Source organism: Streptococcus sp. Z556 (assembly GCF_053010225.1).
In genome coordinates this window covers 358,359-375,117 of the sequence record NZ_JBRKNU010000001.1, presented here as the reverse complement: position 1 = coordinate 375,117, position 16,759 = coordinate 358,359, and the positions used below count along the sequence as shown (strand labels likewise).

The 16,759-nt window shown below is 38.0% G+C and carries 20 protein-coding genes and 1 tRNA gene; 10 read left to right on the top strand and 11 right to left on the bottom strand.

Going from position 1 to position 16,759, the window contains the following annotated elements; genetic code table 11:
* Nucleotides 1-45 precede the first annotated feature (45 nt).
* Nucleotides 46-2,142 carry an SEC10/PgrA surface exclusion domain-containing protein gene (locus tag ACVC7S_RS01825; protein WP_447265965.1) on the bottom strand — a complete coding sequence of 699 codons (2,097 nt, stop codon included), beginning with the start codon at nucleotides 2,140-2,142 and terminating at the stop codon, nucleotides 46-48.
* 489 nt (nucleotides 2,143-2,631) lie between these two features.
* Nucleotides 2,632-2,922: a helix-turn-helix transcriptional regulator gene (locus ACVC7S_RS01820; RefSeq protein WP_447265964.1), complete on the bottom strand. Its 291-nt coding sequence runs from the start codon at nucleotides 2,920-2,922 to the stop codon at nucleotides 2,632-2,634.
* A gap of 906 nt (nucleotides 2,923-3,828) precedes the next feature.
* On the opposite strand from ACVC7S_RS01820, the gene ACVC7S_RS01815 reads away from it, so the two are divergent.
* The 3 genes from ACVC7S_RS01815 to ACVC7S_RS01805 all read left to right on the top strand — a co-directional run bounded on the left by ACVC7S_RS01815 (nucleotide 3,829) and on the right by ACVC7S_RS01805 (nucleotide 5,467).
* On the top strand, nucleotides 3,829-3,996 hold the full coding sequence (locus ACVC7S_RS01815) for a YjzC family protein (protein ID WP_125398439.1): 168 nt from the start codon (nucleotides 3,829-3,831) through the stop codon (nucleotides 3,994-3,996).
* Nucleotides 3,997-4,187: 191 nt separating this feature from the next.
* Nucleotides 4,188-4,571 carry a DUF2513 domain-containing protein gene (locus ACVC7S_RS01810; RefSeq protein WP_129312619.1) on the top strand — a complete coding sequence of 128 codons (384 nt, stop codon included), beginning with the start codon at nucleotides 4,188-4,190 and terminating at the stop codon, nucleotides 4,569-4,571.
* 236 nt (nucleotides 4,572-4,807) lie between these two features.
* The gene (locus ACVC7S_RS01805; RefSeq protein WP_447265963.1) at nucleotides 4,808-5,467 is read left to right on the top strand and encodes a hypothetical protein; all 660 of its coding nucleotides are present in this window, start codon (nucleotides 4,808-4,810) and stop codon (nucleotides 5,465-5,467) included.
* A 135-nt stretch (nucleotides 5,468-5,602) separates the two neighbouring features.
* Here ACVC7S_RS01805 and ACVC7S_RS01800 read toward each other — a convergent pair whose 3' ends face one another.
* Nucleotides 5,603-5,794 carry a hypothetical protein gene (locus ACVC7S_RS01800; protein ID WP_447265962.1) on the bottom strand — a complete coding sequence of 64 codons (192 nt, stop codon included), beginning with the start codon at nucleotides 5,792-5,794 and terminating at the stop codon, nucleotides 5,603-5,605.
* Nucleotides 5,795-6,090: 296 nt separating this feature from the next.
* Here ACVC7S_RS01800 and ACVC7S_RS01795 point away from each other — a divergent pair, with 296 nt between their 5' ends.
* The 5 genes from ACVC7S_RS01795 to ACVC7S_RS01775 all read left to right on the top strand — a co-directional run bounded on the left by ACVC7S_RS01795 (nucleotide 6,091) and on the right by ACVC7S_RS01775 (nucleotide 9,569).
* Nucleotides 6,091-6,462, top strand: coding sequence for a helix-turn-helix domain-containing protein (locus ACVC7S_RS01795; protein WP_042767701.1), 372 nt, complete (start codon nucleotides 6,091-6,093; stop codon nucleotides 6,460-6,462).
* A complete protein-coding gene (locus ACVC7S_RS01790; RefSeq protein WP_447266042.1) occupies nucleotides 6,446-6,829 on the top strand; it encodes an ImmA/IrrE family metallo-endopeptidase in 384 nt (127 codons plus the stop codon). The genes ACVC7S_RS01795 and ACVC7S_RS01790 overlap by 17 nt, the downstream gene beginning before the upstream one ends.
* A gap of 24 nt (nucleotides 6,830-6,853) precedes the next feature.
* Entirely contained in the window at nucleotides 6,854-7,126 is a 273-nt protein-coding gene (locus tag ACVC7S_RS01785; protein ID WP_447265961.1) for a DUF4177 domain-containing protein, read from the top strand.
* 178 nt (nucleotides 7,127-7,304) lie between these two features.
* Entirely contained in the window at nucleotides 7,305-8,336 is a 1,032-nt protein-coding gene (locus tag ACVC7S_RS01780) for an Abi family protein (RefSeq protein WP_447265960.1), read from the top strand.
* 126 nt (nucleotides 8,337-8,462) lie between these two features.
* Nucleotides 8,463-9,569, top strand: a complete 1,107-nt coding sequence (locus ACVC7S_RS01775; RefSeq protein ID WP_447265959.1) for a site-specific integrase — start codon at nucleotides 8,463-8,465, stop codon at nucleotides 9,567-9,569.
* A gap of 15 nt (nucleotides 9,570-9,584) precedes the next feature.
* On the opposite strand, the gene ACVC7S_RS01770 is transcribed toward ACVC7S_RS01775, so the two are convergent.
* The 6 genes from ACVC7S_RS01770 to ACVC7S_RS01745 all read right to left on the bottom strand — a co-directional run bounded on the left by ACVC7S_RS01770 (nucleotide 9,585) and on the right by ACVC7S_RS01745 (nucleotide 11,684).
* Nucleotides 9,585-9,656, bottom strand: a tRNA-Arg gene (locus ACVC7S_RS01770).
* A 42-nt stretch (nucleotides 9,657-9,698) separates the two neighbouring features.
* Nucleotides 9,699-10,046: a 50S ribosomal protein L19 gene (gene rplS / locus ACVC7S_RS01765; RefSeq protein WP_001068670.1), complete on the bottom strand. Its 348-nt coding sequence runs from the start codon at nucleotides 10,044-10,046 to the stop codon at nucleotides 9,699-9,701.
* A gap of 118 nt (nucleotides 10,047-10,164) precedes the next feature.
* A complete protein-coding gene (gene crcB / locus ACVC7S_RS01760) occupies nucleotides 10,165-10,494 on the bottom strand; it encodes a fluoride efflux transporter CrcB (protein ID WP_447265958.1) in 330 nt (109 codons plus the stop codon).
* Nucleotides 10,488-10,862, bottom strand: coding sequence for a fluoride efflux transporter CrcB (gene crcB, locus ACVC7S_RS01755; RefSeq protein WP_447265957.1), 375 nt, complete (start codon nucleotides 10,860-10,862; stop codon nucleotides 10,488-10,490). The genes crcB (ACVC7S_RS01760) and crcB (ACVC7S_RS01755) overlap by 7 nt, the downstream gene beginning before the upstream one ends.
* On the bottom strand, nucleotides 10,859-11,125 hold the full coding sequence (locus ACVC7S_RS01750; RefSeq protein WP_447265956.1) for a chorismate mutase: 267 nt from the start codon (nucleotides 11,123-11,125) through the stop codon (nucleotides 10,859-10,861). The genes crcB (ACVC7S_RS01755) and ACVC7S_RS01750 overlap by 4 nt, the downstream gene beginning before the upstream one ends.
* Before the next feature lie 115 nt (nucleotides 11,126-11,240).
* Nucleotides 11,241-11,684, bottom strand: coding sequence for a flavodoxin (locus ACVC7S_RS01745; RefSeq protein WP_001162125.1), 444 nt, complete (start codon nucleotides 11,682-11,684; stop codon nucleotides 11,241-11,243).
* Between the two features lie 103 nt (nucleotides 11,685-11,787).
* Here ACVC7S_RS01745 and ACVC7S_RS01740 point away from each other — a divergent pair, with 103 nt between their 5' ends.
* Together ACVC7S_RS01740 and ACVC7S_RS01735 are read left to right on the top strand one after the other, a co-directional pair.
* A complete protein-coding gene (locus ACVC7S_RS01740; protein WP_447265955.1) occupies nucleotides 11,788-12,726 on the top strand; it encodes a DHH family phosphoesterase in 939 nt (312 codons plus the stop codon).
* Nucleotides 12,727-12,818: 92 nt separating this feature from the next.
* Nucleotides 12,819-13,061: a type B 50S ribosomal protein L31 gene (locus tag ACVC7S_RS01735; protein WP_000710762.1), complete on the top strand. Its 243-nt coding sequence runs from the start codon at nucleotides 12,819-12,821 to the stop codon at nucleotides 13,059-13,061.
* A gap of 44 nt (nucleotides 13,062-13,105) precedes the next feature.
* Here the strand turns inward: ACVC7S_RS01735 and ACVC7S_RS01730 are convergent, their stop codons facing one another.
* Both ACVC7S_RS01730 and carB read right to left on the bottom strand, forming a co-directional pair.
* Nucleotides 13,106-13,426 (bottom strand): heavy metal-binding domain-containing protein, encoded by a 321-nt coding sequence (locus tag ACVC7S_RS01730; protein WP_447265954.1) that lies wholly within the window; start codon nucleotides 13,424-13,426, stop codon nucleotides 13,106-13,108.
* 127 nt (nucleotides 13,427-13,553) lie between these two features.
* Entirely contained in the window at nucleotides 13,554-16,730 is a 3,177-nt protein-coding gene (gene carB, locus ACVC7S_RS01725; RefSeq protein WP_447265953.1) for a carbamoyl-phosphate synthase large subunit, read from the bottom strand.
* Nucleotides 16,731-16,759 lie beyond the last annotated feature (29 nt).

Genomic DNA, 16,759 nt, shown 5'->3' with positions numbered 1-16,759 from the left:
TTCTCCTTTTCTACAAAAAAAGAGCCAGTAAAACTGACTCTTAATCTATTTCCATCTACCTAAATCATCAACCCAATAGCCTTGTACCCTCTCAGAACGAGCATAGATACCATTAGACTTCAAATAGAACCATGCTTGATAATAATTATCGTAAATCCATTCACTTTTTGCCATCTTACCATTAGATTTCAGATAATATGAGCCTTGCCATGCACTATTCGCATAAACTCCATTCGATTTTAGATAATACCACGCTTGATAAGAACTATCATAAATCCATTCACTTTCTGCCATCTTTCCATTAGATTTCAGATAATATGAACCCTGCCATGCACTATTCGCATAAACTCCATTCGACTTTAGATAGTACCATGACTTGTAATATGAGTCATAAACCCATTCACTCACAGCCATCTTCCCATCTGATTTCAAATAATATGAACCTTGCCAAGTATTTTTCAATGGCTGATTATTCTTATAGAAATACCACGTTTTACCTTCTTGAATCCAGCCATTCTTCTTAAATGAAGGTGCAAGATCAGGCTTAGTTGGATTTTTTTCTACCTTTTTCTCCTTTGATGGAGTTGGTTTTGTCTGAGCAGGTTTCTTATTCTGAACATATCGCCCAGTTCCATCAACATAGTATCGACCATTGTCTACCCATGAATTGGTAACCATTTTTCCATCAGAACCGAACCAATAATCACCTTCCCATGTGTTTTTTATAGGCCTATTATTCTTATAGAAATACCATACTGTTCCTTCTTGAACCCAACCATACTTTTGATTTTTATTTTGAACATATTTTCCTGACTTGTCAACGTAATAGCGACCATTGTCTACCCATGAATCGGTAGCCATTTTTCCGTCAGAACCGAACCAATAATCACTTTCCCATGTGTTTTTTATAGGCCTATTATTCTTATAGAAATACCAATCGTTTCCTTCTCTTATCCAGCCTTTTTTCTCTTTTAAGGCTTCTTTCGCTTTACGTTCTTTCTCCTTTTCTTTTTCTTCTTCTTCGTTTAACTTATCAATTTCTTTAGAGATTTTTTCATATTCTTTATAAGAAATATTTAGTTTTTCCAACTTCCCTTTTTCTACTTCCAACTCTTTCTCTTTCTTGCCAAGAGTTGATTTTCTGTTACTTTCTGTAGTATTCACAGGAGTTTTTGTACTAAAATTATTCTTAGTTGATTTTGAAATTTGCTTGTCCGAAACAGTAATAAAACTCATTTGAGTTCCATCTTTCAACAAGAAAATTGAAAGACCAAAATAATCTACATCATTCGGCTTCCCCCAATTCACTCCAGCAATGGATTGAGCATGATAGTATTCATAACCATTATACATAAAATCTAAAATGGCATTATAAATAGTACGTTTTAATTGTGCTTTTGTAACATCATATAAACCCTGAGTCGTACCTGCGCCATTTTCATAATATTGAGCACCATATTTTTTTTCTTCATCTTCCTTAGTAGAAGTAGGCAACCCATACTCTCTGGCTACCTCATTGATTCCTTTTACATAGTGCCAATACTCTACACTTCTATCTGCTTTTTGCATTTTAACAGACAGTTTACTAGCAAAATCAATAGACGATTCAGCAAGAACTAGTTCCTTAGTTCCCATTTGCCTTCTTACTTGATTTATCATATCAAAGGCAAAATAGTTCAATTCAATCAATACTTCTTTTGGAAGATTATCAAGATCATAAACTTCAGCTTTATCTGAACCAACAGTTACAAAGTCATTTTTCTGTAAAGCTAACTTCGCACTTTCACTTTTCAGAATTTCTTCTGCCTGATCTCGTTCTTGTTCACTCTTACTATCATCAAAATTATCCTTTAATGCTTTAACATAAGCAGGACTTACCTTAATAGTATTCTTTTCACTATATGGCACTTTCAAGGCTTCAACTTGTTTCTTCAAGGTATCAACCTTATTCTCAGATTCAACAAGTGAATACCAACGACCATCACCTAGATAGCCAGTAACACCATTCTTCTTAGCAAGTTCACTTCTTTGATTATCCAATTCTTTAATCTTAGATTGTCTTGCAGAATCAGCATGAACAACACTACTAAATGCCAACAATATAGCAGTTGATAAAAAAGCTATTGACTTTTTATATTTCATTCAAATATCCCCTTTTTTTTAAAAATGTTATATACATTATATCATATCTCTTTAAAAATAAATTTTATTATTTTAAAATTCAATAATCACTCCATCTTCTCTAAAACGATTATAGGTTCTTTCAATCTTAGACATAATTTTACTGTAATAACTTCGTGTAAGTTGACCTACAGCATACAACTGATAATACAAATCATCACAACATTTTTTTGAAGATACATATACATCAGCACCATTTTTTACATGAGCATAGATTTTCAAATTCCAGCAGAATCGACTATAGATTCGGTTATACTCTTTTATGATCCATTCTTCGGAATATGTCCTCAAACCCTCCTTATAACCATACTCTTCGATCTTAACACACCTCTTTCCTACTACTAAATCTTCTCTGCTAGGTCGAGTAAGAATCGTTTCACTTCACTCTTATGAACGTATTTTGTCTTATCATCATCAGAAAAGCGAATAGTTTCTTCATAACTCTTTCAATTAGACAACATTTTTATCAGTCCATGAGAAAATTGATGGTGAGTCTAAATCCTTTGTAGACAATACTTCTTCACGCTTCACAGTGAATTTTTCATCTACATTGATAAAATCATCTATCGTACAATTATAATACTTTGCTAGCTTATAAAGTTTATCAATACTAGGCTCACGATCACCACTTTCATAGCGTTTATACGCTTTCTTTTGAATACCTAGATAATTTGCTAAATCATCTTCTGACTTATTGTTTCTTTCTCTATACAAAATCAATGCTTTTGATACGTTAATCATTTTGTTTCCTCTTTTCTCTTTTCTACACCTCTACTCATATTGTTAATTTACATAAAGGAACTCCATAGATTTCCTTGTGAAAACTAACAATACTTTCAATTCTTATCAGGACAAAACCTGTTTTATAAAAATCTAGTTATTGTTAATTTTTCGCAAAATAAAAAGGCTTTTTTCAATAGAATATAGCAATATAAAATGTATGCTCTTATCTTCGCATACTTTCAGTTTTTCAGCTTACTACCTGCGCCAAGGTCACAAATTTAAAGATAACTCAATATCCCCTCTTTCTTACCCAAAGGCATTAGCAAGATTTTACTCTCACACACGACCATACAACACATAGACCTCACTATCTCACTCTAGCTACCTTCTAAGAAGTATCATTGACTGTACCACAGCCGTCAGTTCCCTTTTCTTATCTACTAAGGCGAAAGGGCGAAACACCTACATTTTACATATTTGTATATAAAATGTGGGTGTTTCTCACAACTAATTTACATTAAACAGAGATAAACAAGTCAAAAATTAATTATTTAACTAACATAGCGAACATAAATAACTTATACCTATAAAGCCTTACTCCTATGATCTACTTAACTTCATAATCATCAAAATCAAAACAAATATTTGGTCAAATTTTGGTCACAATTTGGTCAAAAATTCCAAAAATACTAACCTATTTTAAAAAGCTAACTTGTTTTAACAGCTTCTCACACGCTATTTTAGCTTCTCTGTACGTTTTAGATTCGCCGATGAAGTAATCAGCAAGTTCAATGATTTTATCTTCCATTCAACCTCCTATATCAGTCTCGAGACTGATGTATATCCCTCCTAATTTGCTATAATAACTTTGACTAGGACCTCTCACCGTTTTAGTCAAAAATTTCAATAGAAAGGAGCAGTCTTATGTCAAAGACTCCAATAAAACCTGGAACAGATAATCAGAAACCCGGCCACTATGTAGAGGTGGGACCTCGTGGTGGAAAAGTCACTAATGGTCATACCGCAACTATTGGAAAAGGTGATCGGCTACCTCCGACATCAGCTAAAGGCAATGGCTGGAAGAAAGTCTAATCTTCGTTTGCGTACAATCGTTCAATGGTTGTACGCTTTTTCCATAAACAAAAGCACATTCCAAAAATATTGATTTGAATCCATGCTTCGGCGTAATCTTTTCCATTTCTTGCATAATGAGTTATATAATGATGAATCATATTTTTCCTTTCTAAATTTGGTATAATGAAATCAAAAACGAGGTAATTCTAATGAAATTAAATCCTGATTGTATTCGTGACCTATTGCTTGATGTCGAAGCAAAATCTACATTTGATAATGTTGTGATCTACAGCGAAGAAAAGGACGAACCTTTATTTAATAAATATGGAGTAGATACGGTTTTTTATCATATTCGTCAAGCAGACTACGCAGGATTTTTTATTGGAGAAGTAACTTACACTTTTGATTTATCCGCAGTTATTATCGACTTATCTCCAGAAGCACATGAGTTCCTGGCTAACATTAGACAAGATACAAATTGGAATAAGACCAAGAGCATAGCTTCAAAAGCGGGTTCGTTTTCATTGAATGTTTTAAAAGACATCTCTGTAGAAGTCATTTCAAAAGTCATTTCAGACCAACTTAACAAGTAAAGTAATTTTTAATTCAGAAAATTTTGTCGTTGTTTCTAGACTTTTCAATTCATAATTTTTACCCCTGTTAATTCCTTGGAATCCAAAATCAATTTATTGTCGCGTAAGGACAATTTACTTAATCGTGGCCTTCTTGTGCTTCTTTTGGTAACATACGGCCAATGTTTCGGTCTTGGTATATATCTTTCTCCTTTCTAAATATGGTATAATCAAAATAAAACGATTGGAGAGAAAATATGACTGAAAAGATCTGTTTTATTGTAACTGCCATTGGCGAATCTGGAACACCTACCAGAGAGCGAGCTGACAATGTATATAAATATCTTATCGCCCCAGTTTGTGAAGAACTAGGTTATAGATCTGTTCGTGTCGACCACGTTAATGCGGTTGATAACATCAACGAAACAGTTATAAACTACCTCAAAACCGCCCATATGGTTGTAGCAGATATGACGGACCATAATCCAAACGCATTTTACGAATTAGGTTTCAGACAAGCTCTTGAACTTCCTCTCGTTCCAATCATAAAAGTAGGTGAAAGACTTCCTTTCGATGTTATTACGACTCGTACCGTTTTCTATGATACAGACGTAGCAAAAATTGAAGATTCTAAAGAGAATTTAAAAGCTAAAATTCAAAGTTTCGAAAACTTTGAAATGCCTGAGAGTCGTGCCGAAAGAAGCCTTACTCTTGATGACCTCAATGACAATTTGACCAAAAAGCTAAACAAGATACTGGATCTATTAGAAAAGCAACAGCCTTATTCTTCTCTCTTGCATACGCATAATTTGGATTTTAAACAACCACAACTTGACCATCAGTCATTTATTCAACAGACTCAAGAGAGGATCAAACAGGTCCAGAACCATCCATTATTCCCCACAGATAAGAAATAGCTAGCTCTTGCTGAGTTTGAAGTTCATTAACCTCAGCGACTTTTTGATTTATAAGTCTAACCGTCCTCAACACCTCATCGAGGGCTTTTCTTTCGAGTTCTTTCATCTTTCTGCTCCTTCTACTCAATTCATTTTTTACCGAATTTTAAAATCTTCAATCACACGAGCGATGAACTGATTCGCTTGTCGATTTTTTAATTTACCATTCAGTTTATTCGTCACATCCTGACGAGTCATGCTATACTGTACTGCTAGCCTCACCATCGTCAGATTGTGTTCTTTCAGATAATCTCTGATTTTTTGACGTTCACCATCCATATTTGGCATCTGCCTCCCTCCTTTCTTCAAAAGTAAGAAAATGAGTTAGAAATTTTATAAAATATTTGACAACTTTTACACTAGGGTGTAAAATGAAAGCATAATTAAAAACCTTGATAAAACAATATATCTATCAATTTTCTTGCTCGCCAAAGCTATTTATTTTTAGATAAGTTTTAACTTCGTTTTTTACCAACTCATCAACTTACAAAAACTATTCTACACTTTTGTATTATTTTTTCAATATAAAATAATACTTTTTTATAAAATATTTTTTGTCATGTCTTATAAAAGGTGATACGACAATGTTTTCAACACTTGAAAAAATTAAGGAACTCGCTCTAAAACGAGGAATAAGCCTTCAAAAAGTCGCTGAAGATTTAGGTTATAGTATAAATTATCTTTATACTTTGAAAGAAAAAACTCCTAAATCAGACAGATTACAAGAAATCGCCGACTACTTCAATGTATCCACCGATTACTTACTCGGCCGGACGGATAATCCGAATATCGCTGGGGATACTGTCACTACTCCAGACGGTCGTGTGGTTGACTTATCGAATCTTCGTGAACGTATCGTCCTATTCGATGGCAAACCTCTATCGGATGATGATGTAGACAAGATTGCACAGATCATTAAACTCTCTTTGGGGGTATCGGATATTGAAAATAAATGAACTACTGGATGAATACCAAGTTACACTATATCTCTTCCCAGAGACCATGTGGGAGCGTAGAGGCTTCTATTCCCCCGATGAGCGCATTATCTACGCCAATAGGGATTTATCCCTAGAAGAGCATGAAGAGGTCATACTGCACGAATTAGGGCACATAAACAACAATCCAGCCAATTACAAACGGCTGCTATACAAATATGAGAACGAAGCAGACTTCTTCATGATTCGACATCTCATCTCTGAAGAACTCGCGCAGTATGAAGTATCAGACTTCAACTGGCTCCAATTCGCAGAAAGACATAGAATTTCAACTACTTGGGGAGAAGTTATGATTCAGGAAGAGTTTTATAGATTGACTGGTAGTTAAATATAAAAAAAGGAGTAAAATCTTATGGGATTTTTTGACAACGTAAAACAAGAATCATCGTTTTCTACAGCTTCTGGCTCGAATGGATTACACTATGTCGTCCTTCAAGTTACTTTGAAAGAAAAATTCTTTGGTACTGGATCAGGGAATTTGACAGAACTGGAAAATGTAATTAATAAACAAGTTGCTAAAGGATATCGACTACACACTATTACTACTGCCAATGGTGGCAGTAAAGGCCTAGGTGGTGGTGACCGTATCCAAGCCACAATGGTTTTTGAGAAATTATTTAGTTAGATTTTTTACTATTACCTTCAGAAAATATGAAAGAAATAACTTTTTATATATTCTACTTGACAAAAACACAAAAAGACTCTATACTGTTTTTATACGAATTGGTCCGGATGCCCGATGCATCCTACCGAAAGAGTCTCAATAAATTATTGAGGCTCTTTCGTGCTTTATAGGAGAAGAAATGAAACCTTTTTCCGATTTTAATAAACAAATTAAAATATTAGAAAATAGAAACTTAACTATTTTAGATAGAAAAGCAGCTAACTTTGCTCTCAGAAACTACGGTTATTACGAAATAGTAAATGGATACAAGATTTTTTTACTTGATTCATCCAAAAAAGTTGAAACATTTTTAGAAAAGGAAACATTTGAACACCTTGTGTCACTTTATAATCTTGATAAACAAATCAGAAATTTGGTCATGCAAGCAACTTTGGAAGTAGAGTTGTCTCTAAGAACATCTCTAGCTTATACTCTAGCAGAAGATTTTGGTGTTTTAGAGTCAGATTATCTGGATAGAAAAAAATACAATAAAGGGAAATTTCAACATAAACACAAAAAATATCAAAGAGATTTTCTTCTGGATATGCTTAAAGACATCGCAGCCAATAGACCTGTAGAGCCTTTAAACTCTTATCGAATCAAACATAAGCACATACCTCCATGGATACTTTTTAAAGAAACAACACTGGGAAATATCACAAATTTTATTAAAATCCTAAAAGGTCCACAAAAAGACAAGATTATTTCCCTTTGTACAGGTCTTTCTAGCTCTCAACTAACACCAGCAGATAAAGCTTTATTTATAGAAATACTCGATTTAATATTAGCATTCAGAAATCGTGCTGCTCATGGCGGACGTATGTTTAATTATAAAGCAAGTGCGAGTCTAAGTTACCACAAAAAGTTTCATAACCAAATAAAGATAACACCGGCTGATTACCGAAATGGTAAAGGGCAAAGAGATTTATATACTTTCTTCCATTCTTTAGCCTTATTTGATAACAAAGCAGGCTTTAACTTATTAGAACTATGTCTCTATTCTATAAAGGAGCATGACGCATCATACCCCTCAGATTGGCTAGTTTTAGCCAGCGAAATGGGATATCCAAAAGATGTTCTAAAAACAGATTTACAAAGGCATCGTAATTTCCACAAAAATTACCGTTGGAGTTACCTGTGGCATGCTATAAAAAATATATTTAATAAATAGAAAATAAAAAAATCCCCACACTCTCCATCGCCAAAGTTTGAGTGTGAGGAAATCATGTATAAGAAACAACCATTCAAAAGGTCGTTTTCTTGTACCCATTTTAGCAAAAAAGTGAGGTAAAATCAAATGGCATCATACAGAAAAAGAGAGGATGGTAAGTGGGAATATCGCATTTCTTATAAATCCCATGATGGTAAATATAAAAAAGCTGAAAAAGGGGGATTCCCAACAAAAAAAGCTGCACAAATTGCAGCTGCTGAAAGAGAGAAAGAACTGCTACTTCCATCTCATGTTTCAGACGACATTACTCTTTACGAATACTTTAAACAATGGGCAACCATTCATAAGAAACCTAATATTTCTCCCGTGACTTGGCAAGTTTATCAAGTTACCAATCACAATATTGAAAAACTTTTCCCAGGGGCGAAACTTAAAAACATAACCAGTTCAATCTACCAGCAAGCCTTAAATACATTTGCTGAAACACATTCACAAGCAACGGTTGAAAGATTGAATATTCATATCAAGCAATGCGTAGCTATGGCAGTTCACGAGGAAATCATTCAAAAGGATTTCACAACCTTTGCCAAAGCAGTTTCTCAAAATAAAGGTATCGAAAAAGAAACTAAGTTTCTCGAAGTTGAAGAATACAAGAAAGTTATATCCGTTTCGAAGGATAAAATGGACGTTCAATCATATGCAGTGATCTATCTTATCGCAGTTACTGGAATGCGTTTCGCTGAATGTTTGGAGCTTACTTGGGACAGTGTAGACTATGATAACAAACTACTCAACGTGAATAAAACCTGGAATTACAAAACTAATCTTGATTTCAGCTCTACAAAAACAAAAAGCAGTATCCGAAAGATACCACTTGACGACTCAACTCTTGAATTATTAAAAAAGTACAGACAAGATCATTGGCTGGGAAATAAAGATAATCGTATTTTCTCTAACATATCAAACAATGCAGTCAATAAGACGCTAAGATATATCGTTGGAAGAAATGTCCATGCTCACTCGTATAGAAACACATACGCTTCTTTCTTGATTTCAAAACACGTTGAACTACTATCTATCTCTAAAATCCTTAGTCATGAGAATATGAACGTCACCATCGAAGTCTACGCTCACCAGTTGAAAGAATTGGAAGAGGCAAGCAATTCAGAAGTAAGAGAAATATTTGTAAATTTAGAGGCGAATTTGGGGCGAAATACCTCAAACACCCAGTAAAATCAATAGTTTCTATGCCCCCTGCAGGAATCGAACCTGCAACTACTCCTTAGGAGGGAGTTGTTATATCCATTGAACTAAGGGAGCTAGAGAAAAACCCTGCCGGGTAAGCAGAGTTTTTTAGTCGAATTAACGACGGATTTCTTTGATACGAGCTGCTTTACCTTGAAGAGCACGCAAGTAGTACAATTTCGCACGACGTACTTTACCGTAACGAACAACTTCGATCTTTTCAACACGTGGAGTGTGGATTGGGAAGATACGCTCAACACCTACACCGTTAGAGATTTTACGAACTGTGTAGTTTTCTGAGATGCCTGCACCTTTACGTGCGATAACAACACCTTCAAAAATCTGAACACGTTCACGGTTACCTTCGACAACTTTCGCGTGTACACGAACAGTGTCACCAGGACGGAATGATGGGATATCTGTACGAAGTTGACCTTCAGTCAAGCTTTGGATTAATGGATTCATTTTTTTCTCCTATCTTTGTCAATCTTGAGGAACCTTCCTCAGCGGATAAACTGTATTTTTGTGCGTCCATTACACACAAGATACAGTTTACCAAATTTCATAGAAAAAGTAAAGAAATTTAAAGCAAAATTCCTAAAAAAATCGCTAGAAACCCGCCTATGTAAGTTAAGAGGAAATAGCTATAAAATACCTTCTTGTCACTGATTAGTCTTTGAAGCTCGTCGTTCAAGGTTGAAAAGGTCGTCAACCCACCACAAAAACCTGTCGCTAGGATAGCATAGACTTCCTTGGACTCCACATGATTGTAGAGTAAGCCAATCAAAAAACAACCGAGAAGATTCGCTATGAGAGTTCCTAGGGGCAATTTTGAGGATTGATTATAGCGAGAAAAGAAATACCGTACTAGGGCTCCAAAGCCACAGGCGATTGCAAGATAGATGATTACCATTTCTTCCTCCCTAGAACATAAGCCAAGAGCAGACCCCCACCGATGCTCAAAAATAAGTAGATGCCTAAACTAAGATAACGCCCGGTATCGAGCAATTTCACGACATCAAGCATTAGACTAGAAAAGGTTGTTAGCCCACCAAAAAAGCCTGTACCCAGCGCCAAAACCAAGCCTTTACTAGTTCCCTTATAGACCAGATAGCCTTTTACCAGATAGACCAAGCAGATAATGCCCAGATAGTTGACAAGGAGGGTGCCCCAAGGAAAGTCAGGACTGGCTGGCAACTGACTAGATACAAAATAGCGGACAAGGCCACCCAACATGGCAGCTAGAAAAATCCCTAGCGGATAGAATTGTTCTTTTTTCATTTGATGTTTTGATCCTGATAATCACGCGAACGTTTGAGAATGTCTGAAAAAGTCGCGACAATAGTCTCCTGATAGCGCTTATCTTCTACTCGATTTCTGACTTTATCAAAAATAACTTCTTCTCTCTTAGTATCTAAAATAGGTTTTCCTGAGGCTTTCTTATAAGCGATAACCCCTTCAACTAAATGCATTCGTTCTTCTAGGAGCTTAACGATTTGGTCATCGATTTGATCAATTTCTTGCCGAATACTATCTAAATCCATAGTGTCTCCTCCTTTATTTGAATTATTGTATCAAAAAGCCACCAAATAGGCTAGTAAAATCTAGTTTAACTACTAAAAACTGCACCGACTCCTTCCAGTCAGCGCAGCTTGTTTCTTATCCTACTTTTGCAGCCAATTCTTCTGCGAATTGTTCCAAGCGTTCGATGTCTTCTTCCTCAGCAGAAAGATCTACTTTAACACACTCTGAACCTTTTTCTGCTCCTGTCGCTACAAAAACACGATCAAAGTCATCGACAGCCTTACAGAATTCGTCGTAGAAGGTGTCACCTGAACCGACCACTCCATAGATTTTACCATTCAAGTTGAGATCAGCTAGGTCTTCGTAGAAGTCCATCATCTCATCCGGCAATTCTCCATCTCCGTAAGTGTAAGTCGCAACAATTGCGATATCCGCTTCCAAGAAGTCTGAAGCGTCAACAGTCGTACATTCATCCACATCGACATCCAAGCCCAAGTCACGCAATTTATCTGCTACAATATCTGCAATTTCTTCGGTATTACCGGTCATACTGGCAAATACAATTTTTGCTAATGCCATATCGTCCTCCTCAATTTATCTTTCTCCATTATATCATATCTTTTTCATTTTAAAAATAAAAATTCTTGTGCTACAATGAAATGAGAAAGAATTGAGGTTATTTATGGAAATTTGCCAGCAAATTTTAGAGAAAATCAAAGAATACGATACCATTATCATTCATCGTCATATGAAACCAGACCCTGATGCCTTGGGAAGTCAGGTAGGCTTGAAAACCTTGCTCAACCACCATTTTCCAGAAAAAACTATCAAAGCAGTCGGCTATAATGAACCGACTTTGACTTGGATGGCAGAAATGGATACTGTTCAAGATAGTGACTACCAAGGAGCTCTTGTCATTGTCTGCGATACAGCCAATACTGCTCGTATCGATGATAAACGTTATCATCAAGGTGACTTCCTGATTAAGATTGACCACCATCCTAACGATGATATCTATGGTGACCTATCTTGGGTGGATACAAGTTCAAGCAGCGCCAGTGAGATGATTGCTCTATTTGCTCAAGAAAATCAGCTAGCTTTGTCTAGTGAAGCGGCACGACTTCTCTATGCAGGAATTGTCGGGGACACAGGGCGTTTTCTCTACCCGTCAACTAGTGCCCGTACCTTTAGAATAGCTGGCCAGCTCAGAGAAGTTGATTTTGACTTTGCTGGATTGTCTCGTCAAATGGATACCATGAGCTTCAAGATTGCAAAATTGCAAGGGTATGTCTATGATCACTTGGAAGTTGATGAGAATGGGGCTGCGCGTGTTATTCTCACCCAAGAAATCTTGAAGAAATACGACGTTACTGATGCGGAAACAGCAGCCATCGTTGGAGCTCCAGGCCGTATTGATACTGTTAGCCTTTGGGGAATCTTTGTGGAACAAGCAGATGGTCACTACCGCGTTCGTTTACGTAGTAAAATCCATCCAATCAATCAGGTCGCCAAGGAACATGACGGTGGCGGCCATCCTCTTGCTAGTGGGGCAAATTCGTATAGTTTAGAAGAGAACGAGCTCATCTACCAAAAATTAAAAAACTTGCTGAAAAATAGATAAAAAGCTTGCCAAACTTACCAGAATCTGATAGACTAGTAAGGTAACAATCTATGGCTCGCAAAGAGACCATGGCAGAAAGGAAATATTGCAAAATGAAAAAAGATATCCATCCAGAATATCGCCCAGTTGTCTTCATGGACACAACTACTGGTTACAAATTCCTTAGCGGTTCAACAAAACGCTCTAACGAAACTGTTGAGTTCGAAGGCGAAACTTACCCATTGATCCGTGTGGAAATTTCATCAGACTCACACCCATTCTACACTGGACGTCAAAAGTTCACTCAAGCAGATGGACGCGTGGATCGTTTCAACAAAAAATACGGTCTCAAATAAGAATAAAAAGAACAGCTTCGACTGTTCTTTTTTCTTTCTTCAAATCAAGTCTCAAGCACCACTGCTGTTCCACTACAGGTAACCATCAGCATACCATTCTCAGCACCTAAGGTTTCATAGTCCATCTTAACCCCAATGATAGCATTTGCGCCACGTTCACTTGCACGCGCCATCATTTCTGCTAAGGCTTCTTCTCGAGCCTGCGTAAGCTCTCCCTCATAGGAACCTGAACGACCGCCAAAAATATTACGGAAACCAGCCGCCATATCTTTGAACATATTAACCCCAGCAACCACTTCGCCAAAGACAATTCCTTTGTATTCTAGGATTTTCTTTCCTTCGATCCCCGTAGTTGAAATAATCATCTTTAGGTCCTCCTTGCTTCTTTTAGAACATTGTAACCCCTTTCATTGTCTTTGTCAAGAAATTCCCTATTGCTTTTATACTCCCCATCAAAAAAGAGAAGACTTGGAGTCTTCTCTTTTTTCTTGGTTAAATCGCTTCTGTGACAAAACTACGACTTTCTAGCACCTTGAGCATGGCATTTGCTGTGTCTAGTGCTGTAAAGAGTGGCACACCGTGTTCAATAGCTGAACGGCGGATTTGCTCACCATCTTCATCAGCAGTTCGTTTGGTTCCGACAGTATTGATGATTGCTTGAATTTTTCCTTTGCGGACAAAGCTTGGGATATCCTTCTCATCATCACCAATCTTACCAACTGGCTGAGCATGCAGTCCATGGCTAGCAAAGAAGGCTGCAGTTCCTTCTGTCGCGAGGATACCGTAACCGATATTTTGGAAACGGCGAGCCAAGTCCAAGGCTTCTTCTTTGGCATCATCTGCAATGGTGAAGACTACATTTCCAAAGGTTGGCAAATGGAGGTAAGAAGCTTCAAAGGCTTTATAGAGAGCTTTTTCTAGAGTAGCATCAGAGCCCATGACTTCCCCTGTTGACTTCATTTCAGGACCAAGTAAGCTATCTACCTTAGCTAACTTGGTGAAGGAGAAGACTGGAGCCTTGATATGAACACGAGTGCTTTCAGGGTAAAGACCATCTTGGTAACCAAGTTCTCCAAGGTTTTGACCAAGAATTAACTTAGTCGCTACTTGAGCCATAGGGATATTGGTTACTTTTGAAAGGAATGGAACCGTACGGCTGGCACGAGGATTTACTTCAATGACGTAGACTTTTTCATCCTTGATGACAAACTGGATGTTCATCATACCAAGACAGTTAAGACCAATTGCTAAACGTTTGGTATAGTCTGCGATGGTTTCCTGAACCTTTTGCGACAAGGTTTGTGGTGGGTAAACGGCCATTGAGTCACCTGAGTGGACACCAGCACGCTCGATATGTTCCATGATACCAGGGATAAGGACATTTTCTCCATCTGAAATGGCATCAACTTCACACTCTTGCCCAACGATGTAAGAGTCAACAAGAACTGGGTGGTCTGGACTAGCCTTAACAGCGGTACGCATGTAAGAACGGAGGTCTTCTTCGTTTTCAACGATTTCCATGGCACGTCCACCCAAGACATAAGATGGGCGAACAAGGACTGGGAAACCAATCTTGCGAGCTGCAAGCACGGCTTCTTCTTCATTGGTAGCCGTTTGTCCTGGTGGCTGGGGAATATCCAAGTCTTTAAGGGCTTGTTCGAAGAGATCACGGTCTTCAGCTCGGTCTAGGTCAGCGACTTGAGTTCCAAGAATGGTCACACCTGCTTTGGCTAATGGCTCCGCAAGGTTGATAGCTGTTTGACCACCGAACTGAACGATAACACCCTTTGGTTGCTCCAAGTCGATAACATTCATCACATCTTCAAAAGTTAATGGCTCAAAGTAGAGCTTATCAGATACAGAGAAGTCCGTAGAAACGGTCTCTGGGTTTGAGTTCATGATAATGGCTTCGTAACCAGCTGCTTGGATAGCCTTAACAGAGTGAACAGTTGCGTAGTCAAACTCAACTCCTTGCCCGATACGGATCGGACCTGAACCTAGGACTAGAACGGATTCCTTGTCAGATTTGATAGATTCATTTTCCCAACCATAGGTTGAATAGAAGTATGGTGTTTCAGAGTCGAACTCTGCTGCACAAGTATCGACCATCTTATAAACTGGAACAATCTTGTTTTCCAAGCGAAGTTGACGAACTTGATCAGCTGTTGTTTTCCAGAGTTCAGCAATCTTACGATCTGAGAAGCCATTTAGCTTAGCTGTTTTCAAAACTTCTAGATCTTGTGGATGGGCGCCCAATTCTTGCTCAATTTCAAAGATATGCAAGAGTTTATCAAGATAGAAGATATCAATCTTGGTCAATTCAGCAATTTCTTCTGGTGTGTAGCCACGGCGAATGGCTTCTGAAACGTAGAAGAGACGATCATCTTGGGCTTTGACAACCTTTTCAATCAAAGCATCATCTGAAACCGCTGCAAGCTCAGGCATTTCATTGTGATGGACACCAATTTCTAGAGAGCGACAAGCTTTAAGGAGAGATTCCTCGATGTTTCGACCGATGGCCATAACTTCTCCAGTTGCCTTCATCTGGGTACCAAGACGACGTTCCCCTTTTTCAAACTTGTCAAATGGGAAACGTGGAATCTTGGCAACGACGTAGTCAAGGGCTGGCTCAAACATGGCATAGGTTGAACCTGTAACTGGATTAATGACCTCATCCAAGGTCAAACCGACGGCAATCTTGGCAGCCAACTTAGCAATCGGATACCCTGTCGCCTTAGAAGCAAGGGCAGAAGAACGCGATACACGAGGGTTTACTTCGATAACATAGTACTTAAAGCTATGCGGATCAAGGGCCAGCTGAACGTTACACCCACCTTCAATCTTGAGGGCACGAATGATGCTCAAGCTGGCATCACGAAGCATTTGGTTTTCATAGTCTGACATGGTTTGCGCAGGGGCAAATACAATGGAGTCCCCTGTGTGAATCCCAACCGGGTCAAAGTTTTCCATGTTACAAACAACTAGGGCATTGTCAGCCGAGTCACGCATGACTTCGTACTCGATTTCCTTGAAACCTGCAATGGAACGCTCAATCAAACATTGGGTAACAGGTGACAGTTTCAAACCATTTTCAGCGATTTCACGCAATTCTTCCTCATTGGCACACATACCACCACCAGTACCACCTAGGGTAAAGGCTGGACGGACGATGACAGGGTAGCCGATTGACGCCGCAAAGGCAACAGCTTCTTCCACTGTGTTGACAATTTCAGATTCAGGGATTGGCTGCTCAAGCTCTTCCATCAATTGTTTAAAGAGGTCACGGTCCTCCGCTTGGTCGATGGCCGATAATTTAGTTCCCAGAAGCTCTACTCCAAGCTCATCTAGGATACCGTTTTTAGATAATTCCATGGCCATATTGAGACCTGTCTGACCACCGAGAGTTGGGAGCAAGGCATCTGGACGTTCCTTACGGAGAATACGTGTCACAAACTCAAGTGTAATCGGTTCGATGTAAACCTTGTCAGCAATCTCCTTATCCGTCATGATGGTTGCAGGGTTTGAGTTCACCAAGACAACTTCATAACCTTCCTCTTTCAAAGACAAGCAGGCCTGGGTTCCAGCATAGTCAAACTCAGCAGCCTGACCAATAATAATCGGACCAGAACCAATCACCATAATTTTTTGAATATCAGTACGTTTAGGCATAGTTTATGATACAAAGCCCGTAAAGAACA

Bases quoted from the DNA above. Each gene is read 5' to 3' on its own strand.
- ACVC7S_RS01825 (WP_447265965.1), bottom strand. From the start codon at position 2,142: ATGAAATATAAAAAGTCAATAGCTTTTTTATCAACTGCTATATTGTTG.
- ACVC7S_RS01820 (WP_447265964.1), bottom strand. From the start codon at position 2,922: ATGATTAACGTATCAAAAGCATTGATTTTGTATAGAGAAAGAAACAAT.
- ACVC7S_RS01815 (WP_125398439.1), top strand. From the start codon at position 3,829: ATGTCAAAGACTCCAATAAAACCTGGAACAGATAATCAGAAACCCGGC.
- ACVC7S_RS01810 (WP_129312619.1), top strand. From the start codon at position 4,188: ATGAAATTAAATCCTGATTGTATTCGTGACCTATTGCTTGATGTCGAA.
- ACVC7S_RS01805 (WP_447265963.1), top strand. From the start codon at position 4,808: ATGACTGAAAAGATCTGTTTTATTGTAACTGCCATTGGCGAATCTGGA.
- ACVC7S_RS01800 (WP_447265962.1), bottom strand. From the start codon at position 5,794: ATGCCAAATATGGATGGTGAACGTCAAAAAATCAGAGATTATCTGAAA.
- ACVC7S_RS01795 (WP_042767701.1), top strand. From the start codon at position 6,091: ATGTTTTCAACACTTGAAAAAATTAAGGAACTCGCTCTAAAACGAGGA.
- ACVC7S_RS01785 (WP_447265961.1), top strand. From the start codon at position 6,854: ATGGGATTTTTTGACAACGTAAAACAAGAATCATCGTTTTCTACAGCT.
- ACVC7S_RS01780 (WP_447265960.1), top strand. From the start codon at position 7,305: ATGAAACCTTTTTCCGATTTTAATAAACAAATTAAAATATTAGAAAAT.
- ACVC7S_RS01775 (WP_447265959.1), top strand. From the start codon at position 8,463: ATGGCATCATACAGAAAAAGAGAGGATGGTAAGTGGGAATATCGCATT.
- rplS (WP_001068670.1), bottom strand. From the start codon at position 10,046: ATGAATCCATTAATCCAAAGCTTGACTGAAGGTCAACTTCGTACAGAT.
- crcB (WP_447265958.1), bottom strand. From the start codon at position 10,494: ATGGTAATCATCTATCTTGCAATCGCCTGTGGCTTTGGAGCCCTAGTA.
- crcB (WP_447265957.1), bottom strand. From the start codon at position 10,862: ATGAAAAAAGAACAATTCTATCCGCTAGGGATTTTTCTAGCTGCCATG.
- ACVC7S_RS01750 (WP_447265956.1), bottom strand. From the start codon at position 11,125: ATGGATTTAGATAGTATTCGGCAAGAAATTGATCAAATCGATGACCAA.
- ACVC7S_RS01745 (WP_001162125.1), bottom strand. From the start codon at position 11,684: ATGGCATTAGCAAAAATTGTATTTGCCAGTATGACCGGTAATACCGAA.
- ACVC7S_RS01740 (WP_447265955.1), top strand. From the start codon at position 11,788: ATGGAAATTTGCCAGCAAATTTTAGAGAAAATCAAAGAATACGATACC.
- ACVC7S_RS01735 (WP_000710762.1), top strand. From the start codon at position 12,819: ATGAAAAAAGATATCCATCCAGAATATCGCCCAGTTGTCTTCATGGAC.
- ACVC7S_RS01730 (WP_447265954.1), bottom strand. From the start codon at position 13,426: ATGATTATTTCAACTACGGGGATCGAAGGAAAGAAAATCCTAGAATAC.
- carB (WP_447265953.1), bottom strand. From the start codon at position 16,730: ATGCCTAAACGTACTGATATTCAAAAAATTATGGTGATTGGTTCTGGT.